The following is a 21,690-nucleotide window of genomic DNA, read 5'->3' on the forward strand; positions in this document are numbered from 1 at the left end:
AAAACTTGGACACCCAACAGGACCTATTCACTTCGTACTAGATTTTTCCCTTGAGGATGGTCGGTGCAAGAAGCGCGGCTTCAGTTCGATTTCTCACCCCGAGCATTCGGATCACGGCGGAAACATGGATCTTCACCGTCGCCTCCGCGATGCTCAATGCGAACGCGATTTCTCGATTGGATAGGCCTTTGCCGATCAAGGCCAGAACTTCGCGCTGACGCAGGGTCAGACCGATCGTTCGCGCACCACGCTCCGGCTGCCGCATCGCGGGGGCGGCCTCCGGCGGCTTCACGGCCAGGATGGCGTTGGGGGCGTAGAGCCGGCCGTCGAGCGTCGTGCGGATGGCTTCGAGCATCTCTTCGTGGCGCTGTCGACGGATGATCAATCCGTGGAAGCCGAGGCTCAGGGCATCCTGGAAGAGGTCGGCCGAGGCATGCGGAACGACGAGCAGGAGGCGCGCCGCGCCGGCCGCTCGCTTCAGGGCCCCGAGATAGGTCGGGTCTCCAGCAGGAAGGAGGCGCGATCCGACGATGACGAGATCGGTTTTCAGTGGCAATCGAAGATGATTGATGAGTTCCGTTGCCCCGGAGACATCGACGATAATCATCCCGCTCGGACCAACCTCCAGAGCCTTCCGCAGTCCGATGCGAAAGCTCTTCTGGTCATCTGCGATAATGATCCGCCACATAACTATGCATCTACTCCACTGGCGGCGATAAATATTTTAGAAAGCCCGAATTTTCTTGAGGATCTTATTCCGAGCGAAAGGGAGCCTGGCTTATCGTTCTCGAAAGGTCAGCAACGGCGCCGCACAACGCCAAGTAACAAGAGACCCACAGATTTAAACTATAATGATGCATGTGATCGCAGGTCTGCCGCATCACAGCAAAGCTCGAAGCCGCTGACTCTTAGCATGCCGGTTGCTAGCTGCAAGTTTCTCTCAAGGGACTACCCTATATAGGCAAATATTATTTTACACCCTCACTTGCGTTGTAGCCTGAAGCCAGAAAAACCCCGGTCGTCCCACGGTCGACCACTGAATACACCCTTTGGGCTATCAACTATGAGGTATCCGCAAACCACTTTTGTTATATACCGCGATGCAGCAGACTCGTATCTTACAACCCTACGGTTGACCAAGCGATCCTGATCCAGTGCTCAGCACATAACTCATATGGATCATGTCATCGCAGCAACCGAAGGCAACGAGGGGGCTTCGATGTTCTCAGTAATCGCGGCTGGCGACCTCCGCCGGCTCATGAATTCGGCCACGAAGGGGCCGCGCGCATCTTCGCGCAAAACGTCTCCCACACGTCCCGCGCAAGGACTATTATGGGGGCGACCGACTCGGCTCCGCACGCTCAGCCGCTGACATGTCGAGGGGGGCCTCGTCGATGGATCAGGACGTGGCACCGGCAGCAACCGGCACGGGCCTGCTGAGCGCGGAGGCTGTGCGGGCCCTCGAAGCGATCAGCGATCCCGTCCTGGTCGCTGCCTGCTCGGGCAGCGTTGCCTATGCCAACAACCCCGCCCGACTGCTGCTGACGCGGGAGGATCCGGCCCGAATTCATCTCACGGGCAGAGCCTCAACGGCCTTTCTGGCTCGGGCCGGTGCAACGCGGAGGCCGCTTCCCGGCGTGATCGCGGTCAAGCGGGGAGCGGGGGTGTACCGCTACCACTGCCGGGGCTGCCGCCTGAATCGGCAGAGCATCGACCCCCTCGTCCTCCTGCGGCTCCTGCCGGTGCGGGACGCGCGCTTCAACCTGCTGGCGAGCGAGGCGGCGATGCTGCGGCGTGAACTCGCCGAGCGCGAGCGCTATCAGAGCCGCCTGCAATCGCTGCTGCGCGAGCGCGACCTGCTTCTGGCCGATCTGCGCAGCACCGCCCAGGCCCGGGCCCGGGCCGAGCGCGACCGGGATGCGGTTCTGGCCCAACTCTACCGGGCGCATCAGGCGGAGCGGGAACGCCTCGCCCGCGAGCTTCACGACGAGGCGGGCCAACAGCTCGCGTGGCTGAAGCTGCGGCTGGATCGTCTGCGGCGCGAGCCCTCGCCGACGGAGGTCGGAGCGATGCTGAAGCAGGTCGATGCGATTTCGGCCAGCCTGCGTCAGGTGGTTCGGGAGCTGCGCCCGGTCACGCTGACCGAGCTCGGCCTCATCCTCGCCCTGAACGGCCTCGTGCGCGAATGGTCGGACCGGTGCGGGATCCCCATCGAGTTCCAGCTTTCCGGAACCACGGTGCCCCTCACGCCGGAGATCGAGGTGACGATCTTCCGGCTCGTCCAGGAAGCACTCACCAACGTCGTCAAGCACGCATCGGGCGCGGGCCACGTCTCCGTGACCCTGCAATACGCCCGCGCCGACGTCACGCTGGCAATCGAGGATGACGGGCCGGGACTCGTGGCGAGACTCGCGGGCGAGCCGGTGCCGGAGGAGCGTCGCGCGGGGAGCGGGTTCGGCCTTGCGGGGATGCGCGAGCGGCTGACGCTGCTCGGAGGGAAGCTCATGATCGAATCGCCTCCCGGCGGCGGGACGACGATTCTAGCGCGTTTGCCGCTGACAGGGGGATGATGTGGGCACGGCGAAAACAAGGGTCAGGGTCGCCCTGATCGATGATCACCCGATCTTCAGAAGCGGCGTGCGCGGCCTGCTCGGCGAGACCGCCGGCATCGAGGTCGTGGGAGAGGCGAGCGACGGCCGGCACGCACTGGATCTCATCCGCCGGGCACACCCCGACGTCGTCGTCATGGACATCACCATGACCGGCATGAGCGGCCTCGCCGTGGCCCGCGCGCTCCGCGAAGCGGGCTCAACGGTGCGCATCGTGTTCCTGACGGTCAACGAGGATTTCGCCTTCGTCGACGAGGCGCTGACCGTCGGAGCCCAGGGCTACGTCCTGAAACGCTCGGCCGGCACCAGCCTGCTGGAAGCCATCAAGGCCGTCGTCTCCGGCGGCCGCTACATCGATGCCGAGATGCGGGCACCGCCCACACCAGCCGAACGCACGGAAGCCGGTCCGCCCGCCCCCCATCCCGGCGAGGAGGGCGGTCTCACCGGGCGGGAGCGTGAGGTGCTCCGCCTCATCGCCCTCGGCATGACGATGAAGGAGGTCAGCCTCGCCATTTCGATCTCGGTCGCTTCGGTCGATACCTACAAGATCCGCGGCTGCAAGAAGCTCGGTCTCCGCTCCCGCGCCAGCATCGTCCGCTACGCCCTCGGACAGGGCTGGCTTGAGACGGAGAATAGGCAACCCTCATCGGATCGGCCACCATCCTTGATGTGAGCTTTTCGAAAACACCGTTTCGTTCTCGCAGCGCTGCCCGCCTTTCGAGGCCGCCCCGCGCGATGCCCCCGCCCTTGAAGCCCTCGCTTGGTCGAGAGCGCTTTTCGACGAAGCGGGTTCCGGTTCGGCAAAGGAAAGCGCGTCGAAACAGGGGCTCCAGGCGCACATCTCCGGAAAGCCCAAGACGATTCAGCCGAGTTCTTGTGCCGCGCGCTCCAGTGCCCCCAGAAGCGGCTCGATCTGCACGGCGCTCAGATCATGGAAGCCGAGAGTGCGGCCCATCACGACGCCGAGAAGCGAGAAGAACAGGGCGGCCCCGACCCCCTCCGGCCCCTCCGCAGCCTCGAACCGGGCGAGCCGCTCGGCCACGAACGCGCGATAGCCGGCGAGTGCATCCGGATTCTCGGCGGAAGCGAGCAACAGGGCGCGGCTGAACTCGTCCTCCTCGCAGTAGCTGCGGCGCAGGTGCTCGATCATACCGAGTGCGAGCCCCGCCACTCCCCCCGCCCGCTCGGCTTCGCAGGCGGCGATGCCGGCGCGCAGCTCCTCCAGCTTGCGGTCGACGAGGGCGAGGATCAGCGCATCCTTCGAGGCGTAATGATGCAGGACCCCGCCCTTGCTCAGACCCGCCTGCGCCGCCACGGCATCGATGGTCAGTGCCCGCGCGCCGCCACGGCGCAGCACCGAGCCCGCCGCGTCGAGAATCACCCCAGCACGGTCGTCGCGGCGACTGCGCGTCCTCTGCGACATGATAGACCCCGAACCCCACTCCCACACGCCGTCCCGGATGCCATACCCGGTTCCTCACGCTAAGTCACTGCCACGTATCGCCTTTTCAAAGGGGCAAAGAGGCCTCCTTCGACCGGCAGAGTTAAAAACCGTCTGGACGGTCGGTAGGATACGCGATAAGCCTGCGCCGCGAAAGACGCCCTGCCGGAACGCGATCGCCTGTCCGGTCCCAACCTGTGCCTCGTCCTCTGCCCGGAACCTCGGCCGATGTCCTCAGGGCTCCGTCCCGTCCTCACCGCCGCCGCGCTCGCGGCAGCCCTTTCGGTCCTTCTGGTGACAGCGGCGCTCCCGGCGGGCGCGCCCACACCGTCCGCCGTGCCGGAGACGGAGAACCTGTCCGTGGTGCTGGTGCGTGTGGTGACGGCGAAGAAGGGGCCGGTTACCTCGGACGTGGTGCTGACCGGTGACATCCAGGCCCAGGCCCAGACCAACATCGCCTTCCGCACCAACGGCAAGGTCGCCGAGCGCCGGGTCGAGGTCGGCGACCACGTCACCGCGGATCAGGTGCTCGCGGTGCTGGAGCCGTTGGTGCAGCGGGCCAACCTCGACAACGCCCGGGCCGCGCTGGTCTCGGCGGAGGCGCAACTCACCCAGGCCAAGGTGACCTTCGAGCGCCAGAAGCAGCTCATCAGCGGCGGCTACACCACGCGGCCCGCCTACGACAACGCCGAGCAGCAGTTGCGCACCTCCCAAGCCGCGGTCGATTCGGCCAAGGCAGCGCTCGGTACCGCCGAGGAACAGCTCTCCTATACCGAGTTGCGTGCGGGGGTGCCCGGCATCGTCATGAGCCGCACCTTCGAGGTCGGTCAGGTCGTGCAGTCGGGCCAGGCGGTGATGGTGCTGGCCCAGGACGGCCCGCGCGACGCGGTGTTCAACGTCTACGAGGCGCTGACCGCCCACCCACCCAGCGACAAGACGATTCAGGTCACCCTTCAGTCCGACCCTGCGGTGGCGGCGAGGGGCCACGTGCGCGAGATCTCGCCGACGGTGGATGCGGCGAGCGGGACAGTACGCGTCAAGGTCGGACTGGACGAGACCCCGCCCGCGATGTCGCTCGGCGCCGTGGTGATCGGCCGGGGCCGCTTCGCCTCGCGAGAGGCCGTGGTGCTGCCCTGGTCGGCGCTCTACCGCTCCGACAACCGCCCGGCGGTGTGGATCTACGACGCCAATGAGGGCACGGTCTCGATCCGCGGTGTCGAGATCGACCGCTACGGCTTCGACGACATCGTGCTCAAGGGCGGCGTCGAGCCCGGCGAGACGGTGGTGATCGCTGGGATCCAGTTCCTGCGTCCCGGCCAGCACGTCGCGCTGGCGGGGCAGGCCGCAACGCAACAAGCCACGAAGGCCGCGGCCGGTGAGGGCGGGCGATGAGGCGTGCGCTCCTTGTCGGCGCCGCCGTTGCCGGCGCCTTTCCGCTCGCCGCCTGCCAGCCGCCGCAGGAGGCACCCGCTCCGCCGCCCGTTCGGCCGGTCCTGACCACCCTGGCGCAACCCACCGACAGCGTGATCTTCGGCCCCTTCGCCGGCACGGTCGAGCCGCGCTACCAGTCGCAGCTCGGCTTCCAGATCGGCGGCCGTGTGGTGGCCCGCGACGTCACCGTCGGCGACGTGGTGAAGAAGGGCCAGCGCCTCGCGGCCCTCGATCCGATCGTCTCGCGGTTCGATCTCAACCGGGCCGAGGCGGAACTCGCCGACGCGAAGGCCCAGGCCGAGAACGCGAGCGCCACCGAGGCGCGCACGAGGCGTCTGCTGGAGGGCAACAACGTCACCCAGGCCCAGCTCGACGCGGCGGTCGCCCGGCGCGACACCGCCCAGGCCCGCCTCGCCCAAGCCGGTGCCAGCCTGCAGAAGGCGCGCGACCAGATCGGCTACACGGAGTTGCACGCCGATTTCGACGGCGTCGTCACCCAGCGCCTGGCTGAGATCGGGCAGGTGGTGAGCCCGGGCCAGGGGATCGTCACGCTCGCACGGCCCGAGACCCGCGAAGCGGTGGTCGACATCCCGGAGACGCTGGCCGGCGCCATGCCCAAGGACGGGCTGTTCACGGTGGTGCTCCAGAGCGCACCGGAGATCACCGCCCGCGGCCGCGTGCGCGAGGTCGCTCCCTTCGCCGAATCCGGCACCCGCACCCGCCGCGTCCGCCTGACCCTGGAGGAGCCCGGCCCGGCCTTCCGGCTTGGCGCCACCATCACCGTCGCTCTGGAGCGCCGCATTGAGCGCCGCTTCATCCTGCCAGCCACCGCGCTCCTCGATACGGAGGGGCGCCGCTCGGTCTGGATCGTGCCGGCGGGCCAGCCGGGGGAGGGGAAGGCGGACGACCGAGCGGATGACCGAGCGGGCGATCCGGCCGACAAGCCGAGCAACCGGTACGTCGAGCGCCGCGACGTCACCCTCGAAGGTGACGGGCCGGACGGGCACGGGCGTGTCGCCGTGCGCACGGGGCTGAAACCCGGCGAGAGAGTCGTGGTGGCGGGCGTCCACTCCCTGCGCGACGGCCAGACCGTCCGGCTGGCCGACGACCGGAACTGAGCCGGAACCCGGCGAGAGAATCTACAAAGGTTTCCGCGCGTGAAGGACTTCAACCTTTCCGACTGGGCGCTCGGCCACCGTTCGCTGGTCTGGTTCCTGATGCTCGTCTGTCTGGTCGCCGGCGTGATGGCCTATTCGCGGCTCGGCCGCGAGGAGGACCCGCCCTTCGCGATCAAGACCATGGTGGTCCAGGCGAGCTGGCCCGGCGCCACGATCAAGGACACCCTCGATCAGGTGACCGACCGGATCGAGAAGGAACTCCAGCAGATCAACGCGCTCGATTACGTCCGCAGCTACACCACGCCGGGCCAAGCGACGGTGTTCGTGCAATTCCGCGACACGACGCGGAAGGAAGAGATCCAGCCCGCCTTCTACCAGGTGCGAAAGCGCCTCGGCGACATCCAGCACACCTTTCCGCAGGGCGTTCAGGGGCCGGCCTTCAACGACGAGTTCGGCGACGTCTACGGCAACGTCTACGCCTTCACCGCCGACGGCCTGACCCACCGGCAATTGCGCGACTACGTCGAGGGCGTGCGCACCGAGATCCTCAAGGTGCCCAACATCGGCAAGACCCTGCTGATGGGCGTGCAGGGCGAGACGATCTATCTCGACTTCTCGACCCGCAAGCTCGCGGGCTACGGCATCGACATCCAGGCGCTGATCAAGGCACTGCAATCGCAGAACGCGGTGGCCGCCTCCGGCGTGGTCCAGGCGGGGCCGGAGCGCGTCTCCCTGCGCGTCAGCGGCCAGTTCTCCTCGGAGGAGTCGCTGCGCAACGTCAACCTGCGCTTCAACGACCGCTTCTTCCGTCTCGCCGACGTGGCCGAGATCTCCCGCGGCTACGAGGACCCGCCCGCCGCTCTGTTCCGCGTCGGCGGCAAGCCGGCGATCGGGCTCGCCATCGCCATGCGCCCCAACGCCAACCTCCTGAAGTTCGGCGAGGATTTGAAGGAGCGCATGCTCGTCATCGAGGGCAAGCTGCCCATCGGCGTCGGCATCCACCTCGTCTCCGATCAGCCTAGAATCGTGGAAGAGGCGGTCGGCGGCTTCACCAAGGCGCTGGTCGAGGCCGTCGTCATCGTGCTGGTGGTGAGCTTCGTCAGCCTAGGGCTTCGCGCCGGACTCGTGGTGGCGATCTCAATCCCGCTCGTGCTCGCCATCGTCTTCGTGGTCATGCAGGTCATGGGCGTGACGCTGCAGCGCATTTCGCTCGGCGCCCTCATCATCGCGCTCGGCCTGCTCGTGGACGACGCGATGATCACCGTCGAAATGATGGTGGCGCGCCTCGAACTCGGCGACAACCTGAAGAAGGCGGCGACCTTCGCCTACACCTCCACCGCCTTCCCGATGCTCACCGGCACGCTGGTGACGGTGGCGGGCTTTCTGCCGATCGGCTTCAACGGCTCGTCGGCGGGTGAGTACACCTACTCGCTCTTCGTGGTGATCGCCGCCTCGCTCCTGGTCTCCTGGGTGGTCGCGGTGCTGTTCGCGCCGCTTCTCGGCGTGACCATCCTGCCCAAGACCATGAAGCACCATTCGGAGCGGCAAGGCCTGTTCACCCGCGCCTTCATGGCGGTGCTTCGGGTCGCGATGCGGCTGCGCTGGATCACCGTGATCGTCTGCGTCATCCTGATGGGGCTCGCCGTCGTCGGGATGGGCCACGTGCAGCAGCAGTTCTTCCCGTCCTCCGACCGCTCCGAGGTGCTGGTGGACCTGACGCTGCCGCAGAACGCCACCATCACCGAGACGCGGGCGCAGATGGACCGCTTCGAGGCGCATCTGAAGGACGATCCCGATATCGAGCGCTGGTCCTCCTACGTCGGCCAAGGCGCGGTGCGCTTCTACCTGCCGCTCGACCAGCAGCTCGCCAACGCCTTCTTCGGGCAGATCGTCATCGTCACGAAGTCGCTCGAAATCCGCGACCAAGTGATCGAGCGCCTGCAGAAAATCGGCCGGCACGACTTCGTCGGCACCGACGTGCTGGTGCAGCCGCTCAATCTCGGCCCCCCGGTCGGGCGTCCGATCCAGTACCGCCTCTCCGGACCCGACGTGCAGGAGGTGCGCCGCCTCGCGCTCAAGCTCGCCGACGTGGTGGCGACCGACAAGAGGCTGGCCGTGCCGACCTTCGATTGGAACGAGCCCGGAAAGGTGCTGCGCGTCGAGATCCTGCAGGACAAGGCGCGCCAGCTCGGCGTCACCAGCCAGGACATCGCCGGCATCCTCAACGGCATCGTCGGCGGCCAGGCGATCACGCAGGTGCGCGACTCGATCTACCTCGTGAACGTGGTCGGCCGGGCCCGCACCGTCGAGCGCACCTCGCTCGACACGCTCCAGAGCCTTCAGGTCGCCCTCTCCAACGGCTCGGTCGTGCCGATCCTGGCCTTTGCCAAGATCGACTACGACCTCGAGCAGCCGATCGTCTGGCGCCGCGACCGGGTGCCGACGCTGACGGTGCGCGCCACCATCACCGACGCGACGCAGCCGCCCACCATCGTCGCCGCGCTCCAGCCTGCCATCGACGCCTACGTGCAGGCGCTGCCGGAGGGATACACGCTGGCGACCGGCGGTGCGGTCGAGGAGGCGGGCAAGGGCCAGGGGCCGATCGCCGCCGTGGTGCCGGTGATGCTGCTGGCCATGGCCTTCTTCCTGATGATTCAGCTCCAGAGCTTCCAGAAGCTCTTTCTGGTGTTTTCCGTTGCGCCACTCGGTCTGATCGGCGTGGTGCCTGCCCTTCTCCTCTTCGACAAGCCGATGGGCTTCGTCGCGATCCTCGGCATCCTGGCGCTGATCGGCATCATCGTGCGCAACGCGGTGATCCTCGTGAGCCAGATCGAGGAATGCGAGGCGGAGGGGATGGCCCCCTGGGACGCCGTGGTCGAGGCCACCCGCCACCGCATGCGCCCCATCCTGCTCACGGCGGCAGCCGCCAGCCTCGGCCTGATCCCGATCGCCCGCGAGGTGTTCTGGGGGCCGATGGCCTACGCGATGATCGGCGGCATCCTGGCGGCAACCGCCCTGACCCTGCTGTTCCTGCCCGCACTCTATGTCGGCTGGTACCGGATCAAGGCGCCGCCGCGGGGCATGGCGGCCCGGAGCCACGCCCTCGGCCACTGACGAAGGTGACCGAATCCGCCGGCCCGGCTCCAAGCCGAAGCCGGCGGATGCGGTCCATCGGGTGGAGAGGTCTCGCTCCGTCGGCCGGAATGTGTTCGGATCTATTATGCGGTTTACGCGCATCGCAGGGCATATTGCGCGCGTGAACACCTTACCCCCGCTTCGGTTGCATGGCCGGCCTGTGCGGCGTGTTGCGACGCCAAAATCTCTTTTCGTATGTCAACCCATCCGCTAGGCACGTGCCGAACGCCGCAGCAAGGCGGCGGCTTCAATCGTACCTTCAGGCGAGCCGGCTGCCCGCGATGACCACCGACCACGCCACGGCCAATTCCCATCCGCTCGAGCGCGACGCGCAGGTGGCCATGAGCCACCACGACGTCAGCCCCAACGACATCGCGCTTGGCGTGGTGATCGGGCGAGCCTCGGAATACTTCGACTTCTTCGTGTTCGGCATCGCCTCGGTGCTGGTGTTCCCGAAGGTGTTCTTCCCCTTCGCCGATCCCCTCACGGGCACGCTCTATTCCTTCGCCATCTTCGCGCTCGCCTTCATCGCCCGCCCGTTCGGGTCGATCTTCTTCATGTGGATCCACAAGCGGCACGGGCGCGGGGTGAAGCTCACCACCGCCCTGTTCCTGCTCGGTGGTTCGACGGCCGCGATCAGCTTCCTGCCGAGCTACGACTCGATCGGCGTCGTCGCCATCGAGCTGCTCGCGGCGCTGCGGGTGGCCCAGGGCTTCGCGCTGGGCGGCGCCTGGGACGGGATGGCCTCGCTGCTGGCTCTCAACGCGCCGCGCGAGCGCCGCGGCTGGTACGCGATGATCCCGCAGCTCGGCGCCCCGTTCGGCTTCATGGTGGCGAGCGCCCTTTTCGCATTCTTCGTGGTCAACCTGACCCCGGAGGACTTCACCGACTGGGGCTGGCGCTTCCCGTTCTTCTGCGCCTTCACCATCAACGTCGTCGCCCTGTTCGCCCGCCTGCGCCTCGTCGCGACACCGGAATTCACCCGCCTCCTCGACAAGGGCCGGCTGGAGCCCGTAAGCGTCGTCGATCTCGCTCGGCATCACGCCCTCGACGTGTGGATCGGCGCCTTCGTGCCGCTGGCGAGCTTCGCCCTGTTCCACCTCGTGACGATCTTCCCGATCGCGTGGCTCGCCCTGTCGAGCGACCGCTCCGCCGGCGACTTCCTGATGGTGCAGTTCTCCGGCGCCCTCGTCTGCGCCGGCGCGATCGCCGCCTCGGGCCTGATCGCCGACCAGATCGGGCGCCGCAATGTACTGCTCATCAGCGCCGGCCTGATCGCCGTGTTCGCCTGCGGCAGCATCCTGGCGCCGCTGATCTTCGGTGAGAACGCCATCGGCCAGACGATCTACGTCAATATCGGCTTCATGCTGCTCGGCCTGTCCTACGGCCAGACCGCCGGCGCCGTGACGTCGCGGCTCGGGGCGCGCTACCGCTACACCGGCGCGGCCCTCACCTCCGACCTCGCCTGGCTGTTCGGCGCAGGGTTCGCCCCCCTCGTGGTGCTGTACCTCTCCACCGAGTACGGCCTCGCCATGGTCGGCGTGTACCTGCTGTCGGGTGCGCTGGCGACGCTGCTCGCGCTCTCCCTCGACCGCTCCGAGATGCGCCAGATGTGATGTTTTGGCCCGCGGGCGGAGAGTCCGTCTCGCCGCGGGATCTTGAGAGAAACGAACCGTCGCCGCGCGGGAAGACGCCCGCGCGGCCCTTGCGATGGAACGAAGACTCGTGGCCATGACCGCCGACCGTTCAATGAGACCCCGTGTTGGGACCGGCTCCGCGCGCCGGATCCTGCAGGGCTTCGTCCTGCTGCCCCTGTTCGGCCTGCTCGCCGGCTGCAACCTCGTGGTGATGCAGCCCTCGGGCGACATCGCCGTGCAGCAGCGCAACCTCATCCTCGCCTCGACGGGGCTGATGCTGCTCATCATCATCCCGGTGATCGTGCTGACCCTGCTGTTCGCGTGGCGCTACCGCGCCTCGAACACGGCCGCCCGCCATGACCCCGACTGGGATCACTCGACCGGGCTCGAAGTGGTGATCTGGACCGCGCCGCTGCTGATCATCATCGCGCTCGGTGCCCTGACCTGGATCAGCACCCACACCCTCGATCCGTTCCGGCCGCTCTCGCGCATCGAGCCCGGCAAGCCGATCGCGGCGGAGGTGAAGCCGCTCGAAGTGCAGGTCGTCGCCCTCGATTGGAAGTGGCTGTTCTTCTACCCCGAGTACAACGTCGCGGTCGTCAACGAGCTGGCCGCGCCGGTGAACCGGCCGATCACCTTCAAGATCACCGCCTCCTCGGTGATGAACGCCTTCTACGTCCCTGCGCTCGCCGGCATGATCTACGCCATGCCCGGCATGCAGACGCAGCTTCATGCCGTGATCAACAAGCCGGGCGCGTATGACGGCCTGTCCTCGCAGTACAGCGGCAGCGGCTTCTCGCGGATGACGTTCAAGTTCCACGGGCTCGAGGGCGACGGCTTCGACCAGTGGATTGCCAAAGTGAAGCAGCAGGGTTCGGAATTGAGCCGTGATGCCTATCTCGAACTCGAGCGCCCGAGCGAGCGGGTGCCGGTCACTTATTACTCCTCGTTCAGTGACGGACTCTTCGGCAAGATCCTCGGCATGTGCGCCGTACCCGGCAAGATGTGCATGCACGAGATGATGGCCATCGACGCCAAGGGCGGCGCCGGCAGGGAGAGCCGCGAGAACGCCGACCGGCTCCAGTACGACAACCGCCACACGCAGCGCGGCGACGAGCCGCCGGGCGCGACCACGCCGGCCTCGCACCGTGCACCCAAGAGCGAGTCGCCCGACTCCGACAAGACCCACGAGGGGAGCGGCCAAGGCCACTCCGCTCCCGACCAGACCAACAACTGATCCGTCGCCGCCTCAGGACTTACGGACGAGCTTCAACCCATGTTCGCAAACACGGACCTGCAGCACCTGCTGTTCGGGCGCCTCTCCCTGGAGGACATCCCGTTCCACGAACCGATCCTGCAAGTCACCTTCGCAGGCGTCGCCGTGGCCGGGATCGCGGTGCTCGCCGCGATCACCTATTTCCGCTTCTGGGGTCCGCTCTGGCGCGACTGGCTGACCTCGGTCGACCACAAGAAGATCGGCATCATGTACGTCATCCTGGCGCTCGTGATGCTGCTGCGCGGCTTCGCCGACGCGCTGCTGATGCGCTCGCAGCAGGCGATCGCCTTCGGCGCCAACGAGGGCTTCCTGCCGCCGCACCACTACGATCAGATCTTCACCGCCCACGGCGTGATCATGATCTTCTTCGTGGCGATGCCCTTCGTCACCGGCCTGATGAACTACGTCGTTCCGCTGCAGATCGGCGCGCGCGACGTCGCCTTCCCGTTCCTGAACAACTTCTCGTTCTGGATGACGGTCTCGGGCGCGGTCACGATCATGATCTCGCTGTTCGTCGGTGAGTTCGCTCGCACCGGCTGGCTCGCCTACCCGCCGCTGTCGGGCGCGGACATGAGTCCGGGGGTCGGCGTCGACTACTACATCTGGGGCCTGCAGATCGCGGGTATCGGCACGACGCTCTCAGGCATCAACCTGGTCGCGACCATCGTGAAGATGCGCGCGCCCGGCATGTCGATGATGAAGCTGCCGATCTTCACTTGGACCTCGCTGTGCACCAACGTGCTCATCGTGGCCGCCTTCCCGATCCTCGCCGCCGTTCTCGCGCTGCTGACCCTCGACCGCTACGTCGGCACGCACTTCTTCACGAACGACCTCGGCGGCAATCCGATGATGTACTTCAACCTCATCTGGATCTGGGGCCATCCGGAAGTCTACATCCTCATCCTGCCCGCCTTCGGCGTGTTCTCGGAGGTCACCTCGGCCTTCTGCGGCAAGCGCCTGTTCGGCTACACCTCGATGGTCTACGCGACCGTCGTCATCACGATCCTGTCCTACCTCGTGTGGCTGCACCACTTCTTCACGATGGGTTCGGGCGCGAGCGTGAACTCGTTCTTCGGCATCACGACGATGATCATATCGATCCCGACGGGTGCGAAGATCTTCAACTGGCTGTTCACGATGTACCGCGGCCGCATCCGCTTCGACGTGCCGATGCTGTGGACGGTCAGCTTCATGGTCACCTTCGTCATCGGCGGCATGACCGGCGTTCTGCTCGCCGTGCCCCCGGCCGACTTCGTGCTCCACAACTCGCTGTTCCTGATCGCGCACTTCCACAACGTGATCATCGGCGGCGTGCTGTTCGGCATGTTCGCCGGCGTGAACTACTGGTTCCCGAAGGCCTTCGGCTTCCGGCTCGACGAGTTCTGGGGCAAGGTCAGCTTCTGGTTCTGGACCATCGGCTTCTACGTCGCCTTTATGCCGCTCTACGTGCTGGGGCTGATGGGCGTGACCCGCCGTGCCCAGCACTTCGACGATCCCTCGCTCCAGCCCTGGTTCGTGGTCGCCGCCATCGGCGCGGGCCTGATCGCCCTCGGCATCGGCGCGATGATCGTCCAGTTCGCGGTCTCGATCAAAAACCGTGAGGCCCTGCGCGACGTGACCGGGGACCCGTGGGAGGGCCGGACGCTGGAATGGTCCACCTCCTCGCCGCCGCCGGACTACAACTTCGCCTTTACGCCCGTGGTGCGCGGCCTCGACGCGTGGTGGGAGATGAAGGCGCGCGGCTTCCAGCGTCCGCTCCAGGGCTACAAGCCGATCCACATGCCCAAGAACACCGCCACCGGCGTGATCCTGGGTGTGATCAGCATCGCCTTCTCCTTCGCGATGATCTGGTACATCTGGTGGCTGGCAGCTCTGACCTTCGTGGCGACGCTAGCAATCGCGATCGGCCACACCTTCAACTACAACCGCGACTTCTACATCCCCGCCGAGACGGTGCGCCGCACCGAGCAGCGGCGGACCGAAGCGCTGGCGGCGCGGGTCTGAGCAGCATCATGGCAACGCACGCGACCCACACCCTCGCCGGCGACCGGATGTCCGGCGCCGACGTGCCGGACTTCCTCGATCTCGAAGGCGAGCATCACCCAGAAGGGAGCACGATGCTCGGCTTCTGGATCTACCTGATGAGCGACTGCCTTATCTTCGCGGTCCTGTTCGCCACCTACGCCGTGCTCGGCCGCAGCTACGCGGCCGGGCCCTCGCCCAATGACCTGTTCGACCTGCCGATCGTGGCGGTGAACACGTCGATGCTGCTGTTCTCCTCCATCACCTACGGCTTCGCCATGCTGGCGATGGAGCGGGACGATCTCGCCAAGACCCAACTCTGGCTGGCGGTGACCGGCCTGTTCGGCGCGGCCTTCGTCGGGCTCGAGCTGTACGAGTTCGCGCACCTGATCCACGAGGGCGCCACGCCCCAGCGCAGCGGCTTCCTCTCCGCCTTCTTCACCCTGGTCGGAACGCACGGCCTGCACGTCACCTTCGGCCTGATCTGGCTCGTCACGCTGATGGTTCAGACCCGGCTCCGGGGCCTCGTGCCGGAGAACAAGCGCCGGCTGATGTGCCTGTCGATGTTCTGGCACTTCCTCGACGTCATCTGGATCGGCGTCTTCACCTTCGTGTACCTGATGGGAGTCCTGCAATGAGCGGGGCAGCGCGCGCCGACGATCACGCCCACGGCCATGATCATGGCGGCCATGGGCAGGACGCCCACGGCCACGGCTCGTTCAAGGATTACGTGACGGGCTTCGTGCTCTCCGTCATCCTGACGGCGATCCCGTTCTGGCTGGTGATGGGCAACGTCATCGACGACAAGCTCGTCACCGGCGTCGTCATCCTCGGGCTCGCCGTGGTGCAGATCGTGGTTCACATGATCTACTTCCTGCACATGAACACGAAATCGGAGGGCGGCTGGACCTTCCTGGCACTGATCTTCACGATCACCCTCGTGCTCATCACCCTGTGCGGATCGATCTGGGTCATGCACCACCTCAACACCAACATGATGCCGATCTCGGCCGAGGAGATGCGTCACGCCCCCTGACGCATCCCCGAAATCCGACGCGACAACGTCCGCCGCTCCGGCGGCGGGCCGACGGCGCCCGCTGCTCGTCCGGCTGGTGCTGATCCTGGCAGGCCTTGCCGTGACGGGCATGTTCCTCGGCCTCGGCACGTGGCAGGTCGAGCGCCGGGTCTGGAAGCTCGACCTGATCGATCGGGTCGAGGCCCGCATCCACGCCGAGCCCGAGCCCGCACCGGGGCCGGACGAATGGGCCGGTCTCACGGCCGCCTCGGCCGAGTATCGGCGGGTCCGGCTCACCGGCCGCTTCGCCTACGATCGCGCCACCCTGGTCCAGGCGGTGACCGGGCGGGGCGCCGGCTCCTGGGTGCTGGTGCCCCTCGTGACCGACCGCGGCTTCACCGTCCTCGTCAATCGCGGCTTCGTGCCGGCGGAATCGCGCGAGCGAACGGCCCGTGCCGCCGGCGAGCCGGAAGGGGAGGTGACGGTCACGGGCCTGTTGCGCCTGACCGAACCCGGCGGCGGCTTCCTGCGACGCAACGATCCGACAGCCGACCGATGGTACTCCCGTGACGTCGCGGCCATCGCCGCCGCCCGCGGGCTCGACCGGGCACCGGCCGACGTCGCGCCCTACTTCGTGGATGCCGACGCCACGCCCAATCCCGGCGGCCTGCCGATCGGGGGCCTCACGGTGGTGGACTTCCACAACAGCCACCTCGTCTACGCGCTGACGTGGTACGCCCTCGCCGTGATGAGCGCCGCAGCCCTCGTCTACGCGCTCAGAGGGTCTCGCAGCATGCCCGGCCGCTGACAGCCTTCCCCCGTCGGCAGGGCGGCGCATGCGCGGCGGTCGGCCACCATGCCGGGAGGGTGGGGTGCGCGGACACCTCGAAAACTATTTTTTACATTTTTAATCCTGCACACGTATCGATTTAATGGCTGAGGTTGTTAACCCTTTGCATACCGGTCGTTGTCGCGATTCGCGGCAGCCCCTGTGACGCCGGATGAAGTGGGGGAATCGATATGGGCGTCGCCCTGCACGGGCTTGCACGGGAAGGGCTCGGCCGCCGAGACGGCGATGAGATCTCCCGTCGCGTGCCCGAGCCCCTGGCGGGTCTCATCGTTGCCATGGAGCGGACGCTTGTCGCGCTGGCCGGGGAGGGCGGGGGTCGCAACGAGCTGCATGCCCTGCGCAACTACCTCTCCGACCTCTGCGTGCTGACCGAGGAGACACCGCGGATCCGGCGGGCGGTGGATCGTCTCGTCCTCGCGGGCGACCGCCTCGGCGAGGCGGTAATCGCGCCGCGGGGCTACGAGTGCCGTTGGCGCAGCCCCCGCCTGGGCAGGGCCCGCCAAGCGCTCGCCTCCCTCGAACGGACGCTTGCCGGCGCGCGCCCGAGCCGTATCGCGGTGCGGCTCGACCGCGACTGGTAAGGGAGACGCGAGCGGGACGAGAGCCGCGCTGAGCGGTCGCAAGCGAAAACGGCTGAGCTTGGCGGGAACAGTTGCGCCGGCCAAAGGTTTGCGGACGCGTGCGACTGGCGCGCCGTTCCCCTTTGAGCCATTGAATGGATAAATCCAGCCGCTCGGCCCGGACCTGGGCAGCCACGGCCGGCGCCGCCGCCCTGGCGGTCGGCGCGTGGTATCTCCTGCCCGTCGAGGAATGGCTGCGCGCCTTCTCGGACTGGGCGAACGGCCTCGGTCCCTACGGCCTTCTGGCCTTCGGAGTGCTGTTCTTCCTCGCAACCCTCCTCGTCGTACCGGGCACCCCGCTCACCATCGCCGGGGCCGTGGCCTTCGGCTGGGCGGTGATGCCGGTGGTGCTGCTCTCGGCGACTCTCGGCTCCTGGCTCGCCTTCGTCGCCGCTCGATACCTGTTTCGCGACCGGGTGCGGGGGCTGATCGAGCGCCGGCCGGCGCTGAACGCCACCGTGGAAGCGGTCGGCGATGGTGGCTGGCAGCTCATGACCCTGATGCGGCTCAGCCCCTTCGTGCCGTTCAACGCCCAGAACTACGTCCTCGGGGTGACGGATGTCCGCTCCTCCGCCTATCTGATCTCCACGGTGATCGGCATGCTGCCGGGCACGGTGGTCTGCGTCTATCTCGGCGTGATCGGCCGCCATGCCGGCAGCGATGAGCCGACGCATTGGATCACCCTCGGCCTCGGCCTTCTCGCCACCTTGGCGGCGGTGGAACTGACCCGGCGGCGGGTGCGGGCCAAGCTCGAGGCGGGAAAGGCTATGGCACGATGAGCGTTCCGCTCGCACGGCTCGCGCGAATGGCAGGGCAGCCGTCGCGGCATGGCGGATCGGCGCACGCATGAGGATGGATCTCGGAGTGGGTAAAGGATCGGCCGAGAGCTGGCTGCGGCCAGGCCTCACCTGCTGGCGGCAGGAGCGGGCGGCGCGCGTCGCGGTGCTGCATGACGGCGCGGCCTATTTCGCCGCCGCCCACGCGGCGATGCTGAAGGCGCGCCGGTCCATCACGCTGATCGGCTGGAGCTTCGACCCACGGGCGCGCCTGCTGCCGGGGGATTCGCCCGACGCGGGCGAGACGCTGGCCGCGCTGCTGCGCCGCCTCAAGGCGGCGCGGCCGGAACTGGCCATCCGCATCCTGATCTGGGACATGCCCTGGCCGATCTCGGCGGGCAACGACCACACACCCGACAGCGTGCGCGAGAGCCTCGGGCCCGACATCGATTTCCGCATCGACGGGACGCTGCCCTTCGGCGCCTGCCAGCACCAGAAGATCCTGGTGATCGATGACGCGATCGCGTTCTGCGGCGGCAGTGATTTCGAGGTGAACCGCTGGGACACGCCCGCACACCGCGACCGCGATCCCCGCCGGCGCCTGCCCTCCGGCGAGGACTACCCGCCGCGCCACGACGTGATGATGCTGGTCGACGGCCCCGCCGCGCGGGCGCTGGCGGAACTGGCCCGTGAGCGCTGGCGCCGCGCGGTCGGGGAGACCTTTCCGTTTGCCGATCACGGCCAAGGTCAGGACCAAGATCCTTGGCCCGAAACGCTCGCGCCGCACCTGACCGAGGTGACCGTAGGACTTGCCCGGACCGATCCGCCGCTCGGCGGCCGTCCGGCAGTCACGGAGAGCGCCGCCCTGTACCGCGCCTCGATCCGCGCGGCGGAACGCTTCATCTACCTGGAGAATCAGTACCTCACCTCGCCGGCCGTCGCGGAGGCACTGGCTGCGCGCCTCGCCGAGCCGGAGGGCCCCGAGATCGTAATCGTGCTGTCCGAGCGCAGTCCGAGCGGCTTCGACCGCCTGACCATGGACAGCGCCCGCCGCGGACTGATCCGCGGCTTGCGCCGCGCCGACCGCTTCGACCGCCTGCGGATCGTCGCGCCGCACACGGAGAAGCGCCGGCCGATCCTGGTCCACGCCAAGGTCGCGATCATCGACGAGCGCCTGCTGCGGATTGGCTCAACCAACCTCAACAACCGCTCCTTCGGCTATGACACCGAGTGCGATCTGGCCGTGGAGGTGCCAGCGGAGGATAAGGACGCCCGTGCGGCCGTGCGACGGCTGCTCGTCCGACTGCTCGCCCATCACGGCGGCTGCCCGCCCGACGTGTTCGCGGAAGCCTTCGCGGCGCGCGGCTCCCTGCGGGCGGTGCTCGACGATCCCCGGCTGATGCCGAGCCCGCGGGTCTGCCCGCTCGTTCCCTCCCGCCGCGGCCCCGTCGCCCGCCTCGTGGAGGCCTTCCATCTCGGCGATCCGGTGAGCCCCGCCGATGCGTGGCGCCCCTGGCGCCGCCGCGCTCTGCTGCGCCAAGCCCGTCGGCAGGCGGCGTCAGGGGCCGAAGCGGCCTTGCCGGGAGAGGCCCTGGAGGCCTCCTAGACCGCTACTTGTCGAATACCGCCTGCAGAGCCGCCTGGTCCTTGCGCGCCTCTTTGCCGGCGGGCAGGGCCAGCAGGGTGAGGATGCGCGCCTTGTCCGGCGTGAGGTCGCCCGCGAACACCGCTCCGGCCTTGCGCAAGGTGTTGCCGCCGCCCTTGAAGCCGTAGACCGGCAGGGCGCGGCCGTCATGGACCTTGGTCGCCACGATCACCGGCACGCCCCTGGCGATGACATCGGCGATGGCATCGTGCATCTCGGCGTTGACGTTGCCCCAGCCATAGGCCTCGACCACGATCGCTTCGGCGCCGCTCTCGGCCGCGTGCCGTACCTGCGAGCCGTCCGCGCCGGCATACATCGCCACGAGATCGACCCGGGGCATACGCTCCGGCAGCGGCAGGGTTTGGCGACGCAGGGAACGGCGGCTGAACACGACACGGTCCTCGTCCACGTATCCGAGGATACCGGCTTCCCCCGAATTGAAGGTTTCGACGTTGCTGGTGTGGGTCTTGCGCACCTCGCGGGCCGCGTTGATGCGATGGTTGAGCGTCACCGTCACGCCCTGGCCCACCGCGCCCTCGGCCAGGATCTGACGGGCGGCGTTGAGGAGGTTGCGCGGGCCGTCGGCATCCGCGTCGGAGGCGTTGCGCTGGGCGCCTACCAGTACCACCGGCTTGTCGCTCTTCAGGGTCAGGTCGAGGAAGTAGGCAGTCTGGTCGAGGGTGTCGGTCCCGTGCAGGACAATCGCCCCGCGGATGCCGGGATCGGCCAGCAGCGTGTCGAGCCGGCGGGCCAGTGCCGGCCAGCGGTCCGGGCCCATATAGTCGCTCGGCACGTTGCTGAACTCGGTGACCTCGATCGTGGCGATGTCCTTCAGCCGGGGCACCGCCGCGACGAGATCTTCGCCGGACAGGGCCGGAACCGGCGCGTGGGTCGTGGGATCCAGCTTCATCGCGATGGTGCCACCGGTCGCGACCACGGCGATCCGCGGCGGCTCCGCACGCGCCGGCCCGGCCGTGAGCGCGGTCAAGGCGGCGAGACCGAGAGCGGTCAGGTGTCCGGTCGTCTTCGTCATCGCGCGGCGCATCCTCTCCCGTACACGGCCGGTCGTCGGGCCGGCCTGCGGAAGACCATGCGCGTGCGCGCGAAAACCCTCAACCCGGCTCGATCCGGATCTCCGCCAGAACCGGCAGATGGTCGGATGCCTGCCGCGCCAGCGGCGTGTCCACCACCGCGATGCGCTCGACGGCGACGCGCTCGCTCACGAAGACATGGTCAACGCGCAGCAGGGGGAAGCGGCTCGGGAAGGTCGCGCCGCCGCGCCGCCAGCGCCGTTCCCCCGTGAGCCGCCGCGCATCGGTGAGGCGTCCGCTCAGCCGGCGGTAGGCTCGCGACCAGCCCGTGGCGTTGAAGTCGCCGAGCAGCACCGTCGGCGCGTGGCAGGCCGGATCGCCGAGCCAGTCGGGCCCGAGCAATGCCTTGGCCTGGGCGACGCGCTCCGCCCCGAGCAGCCCGCAATGGGTGGTGAGCACCTGAAGCTTGCTTGCGCCCGCCGTCACCTCGACCCACAGCGCCCCCCTTGGCTCCAGGCCGGGGCGCCGCAGCAGCCCAGGCAGGGGGCCGGCGCGCTTGAGCCGCGACGGCAGGTGGGTGAGCACGGCGTCGCCGTAGCGCTCCTCCTCAACGTGCAGGGCCGGGTGGAAATGCGCAAACATTCCAATGAGCCGGGCAATCTCCTCGGCCTGATCCAGACCTTCGGTGCGCTTGCGCCCGACATCGACCTCCTGCAGGGCGACGATGTCGGGCTCCAGCGCGGCGATCACCCGCGCGACCCGCTCCGGCGCGACCCGCCCGTCGGTGCCGCGGCAGTGACGGATGTTGTAGGTGAGCAGGCGCAAGCGCCGCGATCCCACCGAGGCCGGCTTGATCGCCGGGACCTCCGACTTTTCCCCGGTACGCTCTTCGATCTGTCCGTGTTGCACGCCCTCTCCCCCGGCCGGATTGCAGCACGTCCCCTGCAGAGAACCGGAGCGGCGCGCCAGTCGAACGCCGGGACCGGCCAACCGATCCCTGATCAAGCCGAGGGCCGCGCGGCAAAACCGCGCCGAGGGTCGTTTTCCGCTCCCGGCGGAACCGCACCGGTGATGACCTCTTTCG

The 21,690-nt window shown here is 67.8% G+C and carries 19 protein-coding genes; 15 read left to right on the top strand and 4 right to left on the bottom strand.

Annotated elements, in window-relative coordinates:
• Positions 1–37 precede the first annotated feature (37 nt).
• On the bottom strand, positions 38–355 hold the full coding sequence (locus FHU13_RS28100; protein WP_246714881.1) for a LuxR C-terminal-related transcriptional regulator: 318 nt from the start codon (positions 353–355) through the stop codon (positions 38–40).
• A gap of 6 nt (positions 356–361) precedes the next feature.
• On the opposite strand from FHU13_RS28100, the gene FHU13_RS28105 reads away from it, so the two are divergent.
• The 3 genes from FHU13_RS28105 (at position 362) to FHU13_RS25810 (ending at position 3,282) form a co-directional block, all read left to right on the top strand.
• On the top strand, positions 362–961 hold the full coding sequence (locus FHU13_RS28105; RefSeq protein ID WP_246714882.1) for a hypothetical protein: 600 nt from the start codon (positions 362–364) through the stop codon (positions 959–961).
• 433 nt (positions 962–1,394) lie between these two features.
• Entirely contained in the window at positions 1,395–2,570 is a 1,176-nt protein-coding gene (locus FHU13_RS25805) for a sensor histidine kinase (RefSeq protein WP_183438684.1), read from the top strand.
• Between the two features lies 1 nt (position 2,571).
• Complete coding sequence (locus FHU13_RS25810) at positions 2,572–3,282, top strand: response regulator transcription factor (protein WP_183438685.1); 711 nt, start codon at positions 2,572–2,574, stop codon at positions 3,280–3,282.
• A 189-nt stretch (positions 3,283–3,471) separates the two neighbouring features.
• On the opposite strand, the gene FHU13_RS25815 is transcribed toward FHU13_RS25810, so the two are convergent.
• Complete coding sequence (locus FHU13_RS25815; RefSeq protein WP_183438686.1) at positions 3,472–4,032, bottom strand: TetR/AcrR family transcriptional regulator; 561 nt, start codon at positions 4,030–4,032, stop codon at positions 3,472–3,474.
• Positions 4,033–4,278: 246 nt separating this feature from the next.
• Here FHU13_RS25815 and FHU13_RS25820 point away from each other — a divergent pair, with 246 nt between their 5' ends.
• The 12 genes from FHU13_RS25820 (at position 4,279) to FHU13_RS25875 (ending at position 19,536) form a co-directional block, all read left to right on the top strand.
• Positions 4,279–5,442 carry an efflux RND transporter periplasmic adaptor subunit gene (locus FHU13_RS25820; protein ID WP_183438687.1) on the top strand — a complete coding sequence of 388 codons (1,164 nt, stop codon included), beginning with the start codon at positions 4,279–4,281 and terminating at the stop codon, positions 5,440–5,442.
• On the top strand, positions 5,439–6,599 hold the full coding sequence (locus tag FHU13_RS25825; RefSeq protein WP_183438688.1) for an efflux RND transporter periplasmic adaptor subunit: 1,161 nt from the start codon (positions 5,439–5,441) through the stop codon (positions 6,597–6,599). The genes FHU13_RS25820 and FHU13_RS25825 overlap by 4 nt, the downstream gene beginning before the upstream one ends.
• Before the next feature lie 39 nt (positions 6,600–6,638).
• Positions 6,639–9,713, top strand: coding sequence for an efflux RND transporter permease subunit (locus FHU13_RS25830; RefSeq protein ID WP_183438689.1), 3,075 nt, complete (start codon positions 6,639–6,641; stop codon positions 9,711–9,713).
• Between the two features lie 302 nt (positions 9,714–10,015).
• On the top strand, positions 10,016–11,350 hold the full coding sequence (locus FHU13_RS25835) for an MFS transporter (RefSeq protein WP_183438690.1): 1,335 nt from the start codon (positions 10,016–10,018) through the stop codon (positions 11,348–11,350).
• A 133-nt stretch (positions 11,351–11,483) separates the two neighbouring features.
• Positions 11,484–12,608: a ubiquinol oxidase subunit II gene (gene cyoA / locus FHU13_RS25840; protein ID WP_183438691.1), complete on the top strand. Its 1,125-nt coding sequence runs from the start codon at positions 11,484–11,486 to the stop codon at positions 12,606–12,608.
• A 39-nt stretch (positions 12,609–12,647) separates the two neighbouring features.
• A complete protein-coding gene (gene cyoB / locus FHU13_RS25845) occupies positions 12,648–14,651 on the top strand; it encodes a cytochrome o ubiquinol oxidase subunit I (RefSeq protein ID WP_183438692.1) in 2,004 nt (667 codons plus the stop codon).
• Positions 14,652–14,698: 47 nt separating this feature from the next.
• Positions 14,699–15,307 carry a cytochrome o ubiquinol oxidase subunit III gene (cyoC, locus tag FHU13_RS25850; protein WP_183438715.1) on the top strand — a complete coding sequence of 203 codons (609 nt, stop codon included), beginning with the start codon at positions 14,699–14,701 and terminating at the stop codon, positions 15,305–15,307.
• Entirely contained in the window at positions 15,304–15,705 is a 402-nt protein-coding gene (gene cyoD, locus FHU13_RS25855; protein ID WP_183438693.1) for a cytochrome o ubiquinol oxidase subunit IV, read from the top strand. Before cyoC ends, cyoD begins: the two co-directional genes overlap by 4 nt.
• Before the next feature lie 61 nt (positions 15,706–15,766).
• Positions 15,767–16,492 (top strand): SURF1 family protein, encoded by a 726-nt coding sequence (locus FHU13_RS25860; RefSeq protein WP_183438716.1) that lies wholly within the window; start codon positions 15,767–15,769, stop codon positions 16,490–16,492.
• 212 nt (positions 16,493–16,704) lie between these two features.
• Positions 16,705–17,115, top strand: coding sequence for a hypothetical protein (locus tag FHU13_RS25865; RefSeq protein WP_183438694.1), 411 nt, complete (start codon positions 16,705–16,707; stop codon positions 17,113–17,115).
• A 134-nt stretch (positions 17,116–17,249) separates the two neighbouring features.
• Complete coding sequence (locus FHU13_RS25870) at positions 17,250–17,933, top strand: TVP38/TMEM64 family protein (RefSeq protein ID WP_183438695.1); 684 nt, start codon at positions 17,250–17,252, stop codon at positions 17,931–17,933.
• A gap of 67 nt (positions 17,934–18,000) precedes the next feature.
• Complete coding sequence (locus FHU13_RS25875; RefSeq protein ID WP_246714883.1) at positions 18,001–19,536, top strand: phospholipase D-like domain-containing protein; 1,536 nt, start codon at positions 18,001–18,003, stop codon at positions 19,534–19,536.
• Between the two features lie 4 nt (positions 19,537–19,540).
• On the opposite strand, the gene FHU13_RS25880 is transcribed toward FHU13_RS25875, so the two are convergent.
• Positions 19,541–20,608 carry an asparaginase gene (locus FHU13_RS25880; protein ID WP_183438696.1) on the bottom strand — a complete coding sequence of 356 codons (1,068 nt, stop codon included), beginning with the start codon at positions 20,606–20,608 and terminating at the stop codon, positions 19,541–19,543.
• Positions 20,609–20,687: 79 nt separating this feature from the next.
• On the bottom strand, positions 20,688–21,515 hold the full coding sequence (locus tag FHU13_RS25885; RefSeq protein WP_183438697.1) for an endonuclease/exonuclease/phosphatase family protein: 828 nt from the start codon (positions 21,513–21,515) through the stop codon (positions 20,688–20,690).
• Between the last annotated feature and the right edge of the window lie 175 nt (positions 21,516–21,690).

Origin of the sequence: Methylobacterium sp. R2-1, assembly GCF_014191355.1 — a bacterium.
Classification (GTDB): domain Bacteria; phylum Pseudomonadota; class Alphaproteobacteria; order Rhizobiales; family Beijerinckiaceae; genus Methylobacterium.